This window comes from Pseudomonas sp. OST1909, assembly GCF_015277575.1.
GTDB lineage: Bacteria > Pseudomonadota > Gammaproteobacteria > Pseudomonadales > Pseudomonadaceae > Aquipseudomonas > Aquipseudomonas synxantha_A.
Map to the genome: position 1 here is coordinate 5,261,718 of NZ_CP063780.1, position 13,389 is coordinate 5,275,106.

9 protein-coding genes and 2 tRNA genes are annotated in these 13,389 nt (G+C 60.7%); 8 read left to right on the forward strand and 3 right to left on the reverse strand.

Annotation, left to right across the window (positions count from 1 at the left end; translation table 11 throughout):
- Positions 1 to 42 precede the first annotated feature (42 nt).
- The 4 genes from IH404_RS22880 (at position 43) to IH404_RS22895 (ending at position 4,820) form a co-directional block, all read left to right on the forward strand.
- Positions 43 to 357 (forward strand): MGMT family protein, encoded by a 315-nt coding sequence (locus IH404_RS22880; protein ID WP_050549437.1) that lies wholly within the window; start codon positions 43 to 45, stop codon positions 355 to 357.
- Positions 358 to 400: 43 nt separating this feature from the next.
- Entirely contained in the window at positions 401 to 1,933 is a 1,533-nt protein-coding gene (locus tag IH404_RS22885; protein WP_005791052.1) for an AmpG family muropeptide MFS transporter, read from the forward strand.
- A gap of 197 nt (positions 1,934 to 2,130) precedes the next feature.
- Positions 2,131 to 3,846 carry a proline--tRNA ligase gene (locus tag IH404_RS22890; RefSeq protein ID WP_005791054.1) on the forward strand — a complete coding sequence of 572 codons (1,716 nt, stop codon included), beginning with the start codon at positions 2,131 to 2,133 and terminating at the stop codon, positions 3,844 to 3,846.
- Between the two features lie 20 nt (positions 3,847 to 3,866).
- Positions 3,867 to 4,820, forward strand: coding sequence for a hypothetical protein (locus tag IH404_RS22895; RefSeq protein ID WP_005791056.1), 954 nt, complete (start codon positions 3,867 to 3,869; stop codon positions 4,818 to 4,820).
- Between the two features lie 129 nt (positions 4,821 to 4,949).
- Here IH404_RS22895 and dinB read toward each other — a convergent pair whose 3' ends face one another.
- The gene (gene dinB / locus IH404_RS22900; protein ID WP_005791058.1) at positions 4,950 to 6,008 is read right to left on the reverse strand and encodes a DNA polymerase IV; all 1,059 of its coding nucleotides are present in this window, start codon (positions 6,006 to 6,008) and stop codon (positions 4,950 to 4,952) included.
- A gap of 278 nt (positions 6,009 to 6,286) precedes the next feature.
- Between dinB and IH404_RS22905 the strand changes: the two genes are divergently transcribed.
- The 4 genes from IH404_RS22905 (at position 6,287) to IH404_RS22920 (ending at position 10,818) form a co-directional block, all read left to right on the forward strand.
- Positions 6,287 to 6,363: transfer RNA gene (locus tag IH404_RS22905), tRNA-Met, on the forward strand.
- Positions 6,364 to 6,539: 176 nt separating this feature from the next.
- Positions 6,540 to 6,616 (forward strand) — tRNA-Met (locus IH404_RS22910).
- A 279-nt stretch (positions 6,617 to 6,895) separates the two neighbouring features.
- Positions 6,896 to 9,538 (forward strand): bifunctional lysylphosphatidylglycerol flippase/synthetase MprF, encoded by a 2,643-nt coding sequence (gene mprF, locus IH404_RS22915; protein ID WP_005791060.1) that lies wholly within the window; start codon positions 6,896 to 6,898, stop codon positions 9,536 to 9,538.
- Positions 9,538 to 10,818 (forward strand): virulence factor family protein, encoded by a 1,281-nt coding sequence (locus IH404_RS22920; RefSeq protein WP_194439116.1) that lies wholly within the window; start codon positions 9,538 to 9,540, stop codon positions 10,816 to 10,818. Before mprF ends, IH404_RS22920 begins: the two co-directional genes overlap by 1 nt.
- Before the next feature lie 77 nt (positions 10,819 to 10,895).
- Here IH404_RS22920 and recJ read toward each other — a convergent pair whose 3' ends face one another.
- Positions 10,896 to 12,605 (reverse strand): single-stranded-DNA-specific exonuclease RecJ, encoded by a 1,710-nt coding sequence (recJ, locus tag IH404_RS22925; RefSeq protein ID WP_005791065.1) that lies wholly within the window; start codon positions 12,603 to 12,605, stop codon positions 10,896 to 10,898.
- A 157-nt stretch (positions 12,606 to 12,762) separates the two neighbouring features.
- Complete coding sequence (locus IH404_RS22930) at positions 12,763 to 13,305, reverse strand: YaeQ family protein (protein WP_003193952.1); 543 nt, start codon at positions 13,303 to 13,305, stop codon at positions 12,763 to 12,765.
- Between the last annotated feature and the right edge of the window lie 84 nt (positions 13,306 to 13,389).

Here is a 13,389-nt window from a genome sequence, read left to right on the forward strand (position 1 = left end):
ATAGTGAAGCAACCCGCCGATACGCCGCAAAGCCCCGCCGAAATGCGGCGTACCGCGCTGTACCTGACCTTGTCGCAAGTGCCCGAAGGCTGTGTGGTGAGCTACGGCGAGCTGGCTCACTTGGCGGGTCTGGGTCGTGCCGCCCGATGGGTCGGGCGCACCCTGAGCCAGTTGCCCGAAGACACCCGATTACCCTGGCATCGGGTGCTGGGCGCCGGTGGTCGGATAAGTCTGCCGGCGGGCAGCGCCTCAGGCGACGAACAACGTGCGCGTTTGCGTAGCGAAGGCGTCACTATCTTGAACAATCGTGTTGATATTCAGCGCCATGGCTGGCGTCCGGTAGAGCACAGCGGTTAGAGTGCGCGCTTTGTTTCCGCAAACCTGAGGCAGACTCCAGCCCATGCCCCGTAAAACCTGGCGCGCCGCGCTCGCCGCCTATGCCAGCCCCTCGACATTAGTGCTGTTGTTGCTCGGCTTCGCTGCCGGCATGCCTTACATGTTGGTGTTCTCGACGCTTTCCGTGTGGCTGCGCGAGGCCGGAGTGGCCCGCGAGACCATCGGCTATGCAAGCCTGATCGGTCTGGCCTACGCCTTTAAATGGGTCTGGTCGCCGCTGCTCGATCAATGGCGCTTGCCGTTGCTCGGTAAACTGGGGCGTCGTCGCTCCTGGCTGGTGCTGGCCCAATCGCTGGTGATCCTCGGATTGATCGGCATGGGTTTTTGTGACCCGCAAAAACACCTGTCCTGGTTGATCGCCATCGCGGTGATCGTCGCCTTCGCGTCGGCCACCCAAGATATCGCCGTGGATGCCTACCGCCTGGAAATCGCCGACGACAGCCGTCAGGCCGCCCTGGCGGCAAGCTACATGTCCGGCTATCGCATTGCCGCCCTGCTGGCCACGGCTGGTGCGCTGTTCTTTGCCGAAGGCTTTGGCTCCACCGGCTTCAACTATAAACACTCGGCCTGGACCGGCACCTATGTGCTGTTCGGCGTGTTGATGGTGCCGGCGTTGCTCACCACCTTCCTCATGCGTGAACCTGATGTGCCACTGCGCACCCAGTTGCAGGCCGGCCGCTACAGTTTCATGCACCAGTTGGTGTCGGTGTTTGTACTGATCGTACTGTTGGTGTCAGTGCCGGCGATGTTCACCCAGCTGTACAACACCGACTTCGCCAGCGTGCTGTTCCAGGGCGTGAGCCTGTGGGAACTGCTGATGGAAGACCGCGCGTTCCTGCGCGCCATCCTTTATATCATCCTCACCACCCTGTGCCTTTCGGCCATGGGCCGTCGGGGCCTGGCGCCGGTGCTGACGCCGGTCAACGACTTTATCCTGCGCTATCGCTGGCAGGCGCTGCTGCTGCTCGGGCTGATTGCCACGTATCGCATGTCCGACACGGTGATGGGCGTGATGGCCAACGTGTTCTATATCGACCAGGGTTTCACCAAGGACCAGATCGCCGGAGTGAGCAAGATCTTCGGCTTGATCATGACCCTGCTCGGCGCCGGCATGGGCGGCCTGTTGATTGTGCGGTTCGGGATCCTGCCAATCCTGTTCATCGGTGGCGTGGCCTCGGCCGGCACCAACCTTTTGTTCGTGATGCTCGCCGACATGGGCCCCGACCTGCAGATGCTGATCGTCACCATTTCCCTGGACAACTTCAGTTCGGGCATGGCCACCTCGGCGTTCGTGGCGTACCTGTCGAGCCTGACCAATCTCAAGTTCTCCGCTACCCAATATGCGTTGCTCAGCTCGATCATGCTGTTGTTGCCACGCCTGATCGGCGGGTATTCGGGGGTGATGGTGGAGAAGTTCGGTTATCACAACTTCTTCATGATCACTTGCCTGCTGGGGGTGCCGACGCTGCTCCTGATTGCATTGCACTGGTTCCAGGAGAACCGGCGCGCCCGGTTGAATCCGCCGCAGGAAGACTGATACGACTCGGTCAATGTGGGAGCTGGCTTGCCTGCGATAGCGATGGTGAACCCAACGCCGCTATCGCAGGCAAGCCAGCTCCCACACAAGCGACGGTTACCACAGATACGCCTCGCCACCTCACGCCTGTACTCCAGCAGCAACCGCCCGTACAATCCCAAGTCATTTCAAGTCCAAGCAACCGACAACGGCCTACCATGCGTACCAGTCAATATTTGCTCGCCACACAGAAAGAAACGCCTTCCGACGCGGTTGTGATCAGCCATCAGCTGATGCTGCGCGCCGGCATGATCCGCAAACTGGCCTCGGGCCTGTACACCTGGTTGCCCATGGGCTTGAAGGTGATGCGCAAGGTCGAAGCCATCGTTCGCGAAGAAATGAACGCTGCCGGCTCTCTGGAAGTGTTGATGCCGAGCACCCAACCGGCTGAGTTGTGGCAGGAATCCGGGCGCTGGGAAGAGTACGGCCCTGAGTTGCTGCGCTTCAAGGACCGTCATGGCCGCGATTTCTGCGCCGGCCCGACCCATGAAGAAGTCATCACCGACCTGATGCGCAACGAGTTGAGCAGCTATAAACAGTTGCCGCTGAACCTGTATCAGATCCAGACCAAATTCCGCGATGAAATCCGCCCGCGCTTCGGCTTGATGCGTGGTCGCGAATTCATCATGAAGGACGCCTATTCGTTCCACGCCGACCAGGCTTCCCTGCAAGCGACCTACGACCGCATGCACCAGGCCTACTGCAACGTATTCACGCGCCTGGGCCTGAAGTTCCGCCCGGTTGAAGCGGATAACGGCTCCATCGGCGGTGCCGGCTCCCACGAATTCCACGTGCTGGCCGAATCCGGTGAAGACGATATCGTGTTCAGCAACGGTTCCGACTACGCGGCGAACATCGAAAAAGCCGAAGCCATACCACGTGAAACCTCGCGCCCTGCTCCCACCGAGGAGCTGCGCCTGGTCGACACGCCGGACACCAAAACCATCGCGGCCCTGGTGGAGAAATTCAATCTGCCGATTGAAAAGACCATCAAGACCCTGATCGTGCGCGCTGAAGAAGAAGGCAAGCTGATCGCCCTGGTGATCCGTGGCGACCACGAGCTCAATGAAATCAAGGCCGCCAACCAGCCTGGCGTAGCCAGCCCGCTGGTCATGGCCACCGATGCCGAACTGCGCGACGCCATTGGTGCCGGTGCCGGTTCCCTCGGCCCGCTGAACCTGCCGCTGCCGATCATCATCGACCGTTCCGTCGAGCTGATGAGCGACTTTGGTATCGGCGCTAACATCGACGACAAGCACTACTTCGGCGTGAACTGGGAGCGTGACCTGCCGGTTCCGACCGTGGCCGACCTGCGCAACGTCGTAGCCGGTGACCCAAGCCCGGATGGCAAGGGCACCCTGGAAATCAAGCGCGGCATCGAAGTCGGGCACATCTTCCAGCTGGGCAACAAGTACAGCAAGGCGATGAAGTGCGAAGTGCTGGGCGAGAACGGCAAGCCGATCACCCTGGACATGGGCTGCTACGGCATTGGTGTTTCCCGCGTGGTCGCCGCTGCCATCGAGCAAAACAACGACGAGAAAGGCATCATCTGGAGTGACGCTTTGGCGCCGTTCCAGGTGGCCCTGGTGCCGTTGCGCTATGAAACCGAGCAAGTACGCGAAGCCACCGACAAGCTGTACGCCGAACTGACCGCTGCCGGTTTTGAAGTGCTGCTCGATGACCGGGACAAGAAAACCAGCCCGGGCATCAAGTTCGCCGACATGGAACTGATTGGCATCCCGCACCGGATCGTGGTCAGTGACCGTGGCCTGGCCGATGGCAATCTGGAATACAAGAGCCGGACCGAAGCGCAAGCCCAACCGTTGCCGGTGGCTGACGTGCTGTCTTTCCTTCAGGCGCGTATTCGTCGCTGAAAACCAGATCAAGAGAAGTCATGTTCAAGCGAAACACCAAAGCCCTGGGGGGCGCCGCCTTGTGCGGCGCCCTGCTGGTCAGCGGCTGCGCCAATCAGATGTCGCAACGCAGTGAGCACGAGGAGCGGGTCGAGCGTAAATTGCTCGATCACAGCCTGCAGATCGATGTAGGCGAACCCAAAGTGCTGGAGCTGCCGCAACGCCGGGTTCGCATTCATGAGCAGAAGACCTTCGAGGTCACCGAATTCGAAGTCACCCGTCGTTACGATCGCTACACGCCTTACCAGCCCTGGCGCAAACTCTATGAGATGCCGCTGGGTGCCGTGGCGTTGGTCGCGGGCGTGGGTGCCAACGTGGCGAATATCTTCGCCCTCGGCAACCTGCCCACGAGTGTGACGCGAGACTGGCTAAGCTATGGCGTGGACGGCATCAACCCGTTCATGAACGTGCAATCCCATGGCCGTGCGCAACAGAACCTGGCAGCTATCGATGAAGTCCAGCGCGACAAGCGCCTGGAGTATTCGAGCCTGCCGTGGAGCGAGCGCCCGGTACAAGTCACTGCCGGCAAGCAGACCCATGAGCTGACCACCGACCGCAACGGCATCCTGCGCCTGAACCTGTTGGACAGCCCGTTTGCCGAGCAGGACCTGAACCGCGTCACGACCTTGAAGATCAGCGTGGCAGATGGTCAGGACGATGTGCACACAGACTCGACCCTGGCGGTCAGCAACTCCCTGCGCGGCAAGTTGCTGGAAGCCCATGGCCTGATCTACGACGACCTGGAAGATGACGAAGTGAACCAGTGGGTGCACCGCGTCAAGCGCCTGTCGGAACTGGGCCTGGAAGAAGAAGCCAGCGAACTGGAACAAAGCCTGATCGAGCTGACCCGCAATGATCCGGAATTGCAGCAGGAGTTTGTGCAGGCACTGACCAAGGATGCGGGGCGGTTGGTCGCAGATCCTGGCGCACGCTGATCGCGCAATACCTGTGAAGATCAAACTGTGGGAGCTGGCTTGCCTGCGATAGCGGTGTATCAGTTAAAGCATTCTTGACTGACACTCCGCTATCGCAGGCAAGCCAGCTCCCACATTTTTTTCGGGTTTCTACCAGGAAAATTCGAGCTGTTCGTTACCGCCGCTCAGGTCCAGCAACCGCACCCCAATCCCCAGCAATCGCACCGGCTTGCCCCCACGGTTAAACGCCTGGGTCAGCAACTGCTGATAACTCTCCAGATCCCGCCCTGCCCCCGCCTGCTCCAGCGTCGTCTGGGTAAAGTCATGAAACTTCACTTTGACGAACGGCTTGCCCGCCCGGTAGCTGCTGTCGATGCGCGCCATACGCCCCGCCAGGGTTTCCATCAATTCGGGAAGTTTAGCCAGGCAGCTTGAAAGATCCGGCAAGTCCACATCGTAGGTATTTTCCACACTGATGGACTGTCGACGACTGTCGTTTTGCACCACGCGGTCATCAATCCCACGGGCCAGGCTCCAGAGTCGTTCGCCAAAACTGCCGAATTCGCGCACCAGCGCCAGTTTGTTCCACTCGCGCAGCTGCAAGCAGTCTTCGATGCCCAGGCGCGCGAGCTTATCGGCGGTGACCTTGCCAACGCCGTGCAGCTTGCTGACCCGCAGCTGCGAGACAAAGTCTTCGACCTGGTCCGGGGTAATCACAAACAGGCCGTTGGGCTTTTTCCAGTCGCTGGCAATCTTGGCCAGGAACTTGTTCGGCGCCACGCCGGCAGACACGGTGATATGCAACTGGTTGGAGACCCGCCGGCGAATGTCCTGGGCAATACGCGTGGCGCTGCCGCCAAAATGCGGGCTGTCGGAGACGTCGAGGTAGGCTTCATCCAGCGACAACGGCTCGATCAAGTCGGTGTAGTCGCGAAAGATCGTCTGGATTTCCTTCGATGCTTCTTTATAGGCATCCATGCGCGGCTTGACGATGGTCAGGTCGGGGCACAGCTTCAAGGCGTGGCGCGACGACATCGCAGAACGAACTCCATACGCACGCGCTTCGTAGTTGCAGGTAGCGATAACCCCCCGCCGGTCCGCCGAGCCGCCCACAGCCAAGGGCTTTTGCGCCAGGCTCGGGTCGTCACGCATCTCGATGGCGGCGTAGAAGCAATCACAGTCGACGTGGATGATTTTGCGCTGCGTCATATAAACGGGGTGTGAACCAACAGGTGGCCAGTATCGCATTCACCCCTGTATATAGCACCAGTAGTTTGCTTCTTCCTTCCAAGTGGTAGGAAGTTTCCCCGATGAATTTATTTTCTCAATCGAATTCAGGCTTCCGATAGAGCTGAAAGCCTCAGCCTGACTGGCCCGAAGCGCTTCACGACCCAGCCTTGGAGAGCTAACCGATTGAACCACAAGCGCTTTTGTTTGATTTACAGGTTGACACACTCGCGTTCCGCTGTAGAATGCCGACACACAGACGCGGGATGGAGCAGTCTGGTAGCTCGTCGGGCTCATAACCCGAAGGTCGTCGGTTCAAATCCGGCTCCCGCAACCAAACATCAAAAAAGGCTACTCGAAAGAGTGGCCTTTTTTGTGCGTGCCTGTTTTTCACCCCCTGCTTCTGCAAAATGCGGCCAAGGCCTTGATTTCAGAATAATTAGCGCTTATTTGCACCATCGACTCATTAACGGTTGACACCTCGCCGCTTGGCTGTAGAATGCCGCCCACAGACGCGGGATGGAGCAGTCTGGTAGCTCGTCGGGCTCATAACCCGAAGGTCGTCGGTTCAAATCCGGCTCCCGCAACCAAACATCAAAAAAGGCTACTCGAAAGAGTGGCCTTTTTTGTATCCGACGAAAAAGTTCTTCTGAAACAATGGCATGGCATCTTTCATGAAACCGTAGTCGGTTTGTAGAGTCCATCTCATTGCACGCTAGGCTCAATGCTCAAGCGCTACCCTCTACGACCAATGGCCGCAGTCGCCGCCCCCGGTGATCCGCGTTAATATTTGTAATTATTTTGTCCATAGGGATTGGTAACTTGGCCGGATACCCCCATCCTGTCGCGCACAATCCACGAGGTGATTGATGCGCGCCAACTCGTCTGAACCACAAGACACCGTCACAGCAGAACAACCGATCACGCCTACCCGCTTGCGATGGCTGGATTTGTTGAGCAAGTATCGCCAGCCCATTGGCCTGGCCGTAACGCTGCTGTTGTTTGCAATCGCCCTGATCGCCTGCCGACACCTGCTGCTGGAACTGGATCTCTACGCACTCCACGATTCGATTCTGGAAGTGCCCAAGCCAGCCTTGCTCGGTGCATTTGCAGCGGCAGTCGCAGGTTTCATTATCCTGCTCGGTTATGAATTTTCCGGCGCACGCTATGCCGGCGTGAAGTTACCCGCCAAGACCCTGGCCCTGGGCGGCTTCACCGCCTTTGCCATCGGCAACGCCATTGGCTTGTCGATGCTCTCGGGCGGTTCGGTGCGCTACCGTTTATATGCACGCCACGGCATCGGCGCATCGGAAGTGGCGCACATGACCGTGTTCGCCAGCCTGGCCCTGGGCTGCGCCCTGCCGCCACTGGCCGCATTGGCGACACTTAGCAATTTGCCGGCGGCCTCGACTTACCTGCATTTACCGCAAAGCCTGCTCGGGGGTATTTCAGGCGCCGTGTTGGTGTTGTCGGCCATGCTGTGCATCGGCATCTATCGCCGTCGCCTGCCGGAACAGCCCTACCCCGATAACCTGCTGGTCAAGGCCGGGCGTCGCACCCTGCGCCTGCCGGGCCGCCGCCTGACCTTCCTGCAGCTGATCATCACCGCCCTCGACGTGGCCGCTGCCGCTGCCGTCCTTTATATGCTGTTGCCGGAAGCACCGCCCTTCGGCCCGTTCCTGCTGGTGTACCTGCTGGCCCTGGCCGCCGGTGTGCTCAGCCATGTGCCGGGAGGCGTGGGTGTATTCGAAGCGATCCTGCTGGCGGCCTTCGCCGACAAACTCGGTGCCGCACCCCTGGCTGCCGCCTTGCTGCTGTACCGGATGATCTACGTGGTATTGCCGCTGCTGATCGCCTGTGTGTTCCTGCTGGTCAACGAGGCCCAGCGCCTGTTCCAGACCCAGCAAAGCCTGCGGGTGGCGTCGGGGCTGGCAGCGCCGGTATTGGCCGTCCTGGTTTTTTTGTCCGGCGTGGTCCTGCTGTTTTCCGGCGCCACGCCAGAGATCGACTCACGCCTGGAAAACATCGGCTTCCTGATTCCCCACCGCCTGATTGACGCCTCGCACTTCGGTGCCAGCCTGATCGGCGTGTTGTGCCTGTTGCTCGCCCAGGGCCTGCGTCGACGTTTGTCGGCGGCCTGGATGCTGACCATGGTGCTGCTGCTGGTCGGCGCCCTGCTCTCGTTGCTCAAGGGCTTCGACTGGGAAGAAGCCAGCCTGATGACCATGACCGCGGTGCTGCTGGCGATCTTTCGCCGCTCGTTCTACCGCGCCAGCCGCTTGACCGAGCTGCCGTTTTCGCCGCTTTACCTGGTGGCCAGTGTCTGTGTACTCGGCGCCTCGATCTGGCTGCTGTTGTTCGCCTATCAGGATGTGCCTTACAGCCATCAACTGTGGTGGCAGTTCACCCTCGACGCCAACGCCCCTCGCGGTTTGCGCTCGTTGCTGGGCGCTGCGGTGCTGCTGGTGATCGTATCGCTGACCTGGCTGCTGCGCACGGCGCGCCCGGTCATCCACTTGCCCACCCCGGAAGAACTGGAGCGCGCCAGCAAGATCCTGATGGCCTCGTCCCAACCCGACGGCGGCCTGGCGCTGACCGGCGACAAGGCGCTGCTGTTTCACCCCAACGATGAAGCCTTCCTGATGTACGCCCGTCGCGGGCGCAGCCTGGTGGCTCTGTACGACCCGATCGGCCCGACCCAACCGCGCGCCGAGATGATCTGGCAGTTCCGTGACCTGTGCGATATCCACCACGCAAGACCGGTGTTCTACCAGGTACGCGCCGAGAACCTGCCGTACTACATGGACATCGGCCTCACCGCGATCAAGCTGGGCGAAGAAGCCCGCGTCGACCTGAAACGCTTTGACCTGGAAGCCAAGGGCAAAGAGATGAAGGATTTGCGCTACACCTGGAACCGTGGCACCCGGGACGGCTTGTCCCTGGAAATCTTCGAACCGGGCCAGGCGCCGATGGATGAATTAAAAGTCATCTCCGATGCCTGGCTTACAGGTAAGAATGTGCGGGAAAAAGGCTTCTCCCTGGGCCGCTTCAGCGACGACTACCTCAAGCACTTTCGTATCGCGATCATTCGCTTTGAAGGGCGCCCGGTAGCCTTCGCCAACCTGCTGGAGACCTACAATCATGACCTGGCCAGCCTTGACCTGATGCGCGCCCACCCCGACGCGCCCAAGCTCACGATGGAATTCATGATGGTGGGCCTCATTCAACATTATAAGAACCACGGCTACGCCCGCTTCAGCCTCGGTATGGTGCCGCTGTCGGGCTTGCAACCGCGCCGTGGCGCACCGCTGACCCAGCGCCTGGGCTCGATGGTGTTCCGCCGTGGCGAGCAACTGTATAACTTCCAAGGTTTGCGCCGCTTCAAAGACAAGTTCCAGCCCGACTGGGAACCCCGTTACATGGCCGTGCCCGCAGGACTTGATCCGCTGGTGGCACTGGCCGATACCGCCGCCCTGATTGCGGGCGGCTTGACTGGATTGGTGAAACGCTGATGACTCGACGCTCCTGGCGGTATGTGTTGGCCTTTGTAGTGCTGCTCGCGCTGGTCGTGGCGGGTGGCTTTTGGTACTGGAACCGCCCTGCCCCGCAACCGACCCTGGAGCAATTGCCCCAGGCCGATGGCTCGGTAATGACCCGCGTCACCCCCGCCAGCACCGCCAAAGCCCGTGTGGCCGTGGCCGTGATGGCCGATGAAGCGCTGACCGATAGCCAACTGGTTGCCCTGAGCCAGGGCGGCGCGGCGCAAATCGTTCAGGTGATCCTGCCCAAGGATGACTGCAAGCTGCAGGAACAAGCGCTGCAAGGCGCCCTGGCCCAGCTCAAGGGCCCGGCGACCCTGGTCAGTGGCATCGGCCCTGGCGCTGCGCTCGCCTGGCGCTGGCTGGCCACTCAGAATGATGACAAGGCTAACGCGATCTCCGTCGGCTTTGCCCTGAAACAGGAAGGCTGCAACGACCCGCTGCCCAAGACCTCTGCCCACGGCAACTGGCTGGTGGCGTGGAACGACAATCCTGACGATGAAAGCGCCAGCTTCGTACGTGACACGCCGCGTGCAACCACCAGCATCAGCGACTACGACATTCATTACCCGCAAGTGCTGAACAACGAGCTGCGCAAGCAACTGGTCGGTTCGGACAACGGTGGCCTGGCGATTCCCGTGGTGGAAGTTCCTGCCGGGCAGGCCAAAGACACCGTGACCCTGTTCCTCTCCGGTGACGGAGGCTGGCGTGACCTGGACCGCGATGTGGCCGGCGAGATGGCGAAGATCGGCTACCCGGTGGTTGGCATCGACACCCTGCGCTACTACTGGCAGCACAAGAGCCCGGAGCAAAGCGCCAAGGACCTCACCGAGTTGATGCAACACTATCGGCAGAAGTGGGGCACCAAGCGCTTCGTGCTGACCGGTTATTCGTTCGGCGCCGATGTACTGCCGGCCATTTACAACCGTATGCCGGAAAACGAACAGCAGCGCGTCGATGCGATCATCCTGTTGGCATTTGCGCGCACTGGCAGCTTTGAAATCGAAGTGGAAGGTTGGCTGGGCAACGCCGGCAAAGAAGCCGCCACCGGCCCGGAAATGGCCAAGCTGCCACCTGAGAAGGTCGTGTGCATCTATGGTGCAGAGGAAGTCGACGAGAGTGGCTGCACCGACAAGACTGCGGTGGGGGAAGCCATGAAGCTGCCGGGCGGGCACCACTTCGATGAGAACTACCCGGCGCTGGCCAAGCGCTTGGTGGATATTATCGTCAAACACCAGGCCAAAGCCGAGTAGCTCCAGAGCTGTACACAAAACCAAATGTGGGAGGGAGCAAGCCCCCTCCCACATTTGTTTTGTATTGTCAGTAATATCTAGCGCGGTTCGATGTGGGCAATCATCAACTGCACAGTCTCATTGCCCCGAAACTCATTCACATCCAGCTTGTAAGCCAACTCCACCCAACGCACAGTCGGGTTCGGCCACACCTCGCGGTCCACGCCGAAGGCGATGCCATCAAGCTTCACTGACCCGCATTCGCTCTTGAGCACCACCTTCAGGTGCCGCTCCCCCACTACCCGCTGCTCCACCAACTGGAACACACCGTGAAACAACGGCTCCGGAAAGTGCTGCCCCCAAGGGCCGGCGTGACGCAGGGCGCGGGCCAGTTCCAGGTGAAACTCTTCCACAGCCAAAGTGCCGTCGGAGAGCAAGCGGCCGGTGAGGTCTTCTTCACGCAGCTGCCGACGCACTTCGGCATCAAAGGCTTGCGCAAACAGCGGGAAGTTCGCCTCGGGCAGGGTCAGCCCGGCGGCCATGGCGTGACCGCCGTACTTGCTGATCAGGTTGGGATGCTGGCTGGCGACAACCGCCAGCGCATCGCGGATATGAAAGCCTTGCACCGAACGCCCAGACCCCTTGAGCAGGCCGTCGCCCGCGTCAGCAAAGGCAATGGTCGGGCGGAAGTAACGTTCTTTCATGCGCGACGCGAGGATGCCGATCACCCCCTGGTGCCACTCCGGGTCGAACAGGCACAAACCGTACGGCATCGACTCCACCGGCAAGTCCTTGAGCTGGGCCAGGGCCTCGCGCTGCATGCCTTGTTCGATGGATTTACGGTCCTGGTTCATGCCGTCCAGTTGCGCGGCCATTTCCCGTGCGGCGCCAGCGTCGGTGGTGAGCAGGCATTCGATGCCCAGGCTCATGTCATCCAGGCGCCCGGCCGCGTTCAGACGCGGGCCGAGGATAAACCCCAGGTCGGTGGAGGTGATCCGAGCGTGGTCGCGCTTGGCCACTTCCAGGATCGCCTTGATGCCAGGCCGCGCCCGACCGGCACGAATGCGCTCCAGGCCTTGATGAACGAGGATGCGATTGTTGGCGTCCAGCGGCACCACGTCGGCGACGCTGCCCAACGCCACCAGATCAAGCAGTTCACCGATGTTCGGCTGGGGTTTGTTGTCATACCAACCCAGGCTGCGTAACCGCGCGCGCAGAGCCATCAACACGTAGAAGATCACGCCGACACCGGCCAGGGCCTTGCTGGGAAACGTGCAGCCCGGCTGGTTCGGATTGACGATGGCGTCGGCGGCCGGCAGTTCATCGCCGGGCAAGTGGTGGTCGGTGACCAGCACCTTCAGCCCCGCCGCTTTCGCCGCCGCCACACCTTCGACGCTGGAGATGCCGTTGTCCACGGTAATCAGCAACTGGGGCTCGCGCTGCAACGCCACCGCGACGATTTCCGGCGTCAGGCCGTAGCCGTACTCGAAACGGTTGGGCACCAGGTAATCGACATGGGCCGCCCCAAGCAAGCGCAGGCCCAGGGTACCTACGGTGCTCGCCGTGGCGCCGTCGGCGTCGAAGTCACCAACGATCAGAATGCGTTGGCGCTGCTCCAGGGCGGTCACCAGCAAGTCCACCGCCGCGTCGATCCCTTTGAGCTGCTGGTAGGGAATCAACCGCGCCAGGCTCTTGTCCAGCTCGGCTTCCGATTGCACCCCGCGCGCGGCATAGAGACGGGTCAACAGCGGCGGCAATTCACCGAGAAAAGGCAGGACGGCGGGCAATGGGCGGGGATCGATACGCATGGGGTGACGGGCGCTTCTCTTCTAATACATCGGTTAAACACAGATATTGAACGCAACAAAGATCAAGTGTGGGAGCTGGCTTGCCTGCGATGGCATCCACTCGGTGTGTCTGATGTACCGAGTGGTATGCATCGCAGGCAAGCCAGCTCCCACCTTTTCAACCGCGCTCGCCAACCAGCCATTGCAGTTGCACTTCATGCTGGCCACGGTCGTCGGTCACGAAGATCGTACCTTCGCTGATCATCACATCCCACTTGATCACCCGCGGCATGTCCTTGGCCAGGGTCTCCAACACTTCCTGGGGCACGGCAGCGATGTGCACGTTTTTCAGGTTGTTGGCCACCGGCACTACCTTGCCTTCCCACACACGCAGGCTGCCATAGGCCAGCAGGCTGGTGCGTTCGGTACGGCGCGAGCACCAGGTCAGGCGATCGGCATCCGGCTGGCCGACTTCGATCCAGTGCAGGACCCGATCATCCAGGCTTTTTTCCCACAGGGCTGGTTCGTCTACATCCGACAGGCCACGCCCGAACGCCAGCTGCTCGTTGTACCAGAGGGCGTAGGCCAGCAGGCGCACGGTCATGCGCTCTTCGGTTTCCGAAGGGTGGCGGGCAATGGTCTGTTTGACGCTCTCGTACACCGAGCGGTCGAGGTCGGTGAGGTTGAGTTCGAACTTGTAGGTCGTGGACGGCTGGGCCATGAACGGGCTTCTAAAGACAAGGAAAGGCGGCCAGTCTAACCGATGGCGAGGTCATTCAACGAATACTGCGCTGCATCCGGGCGG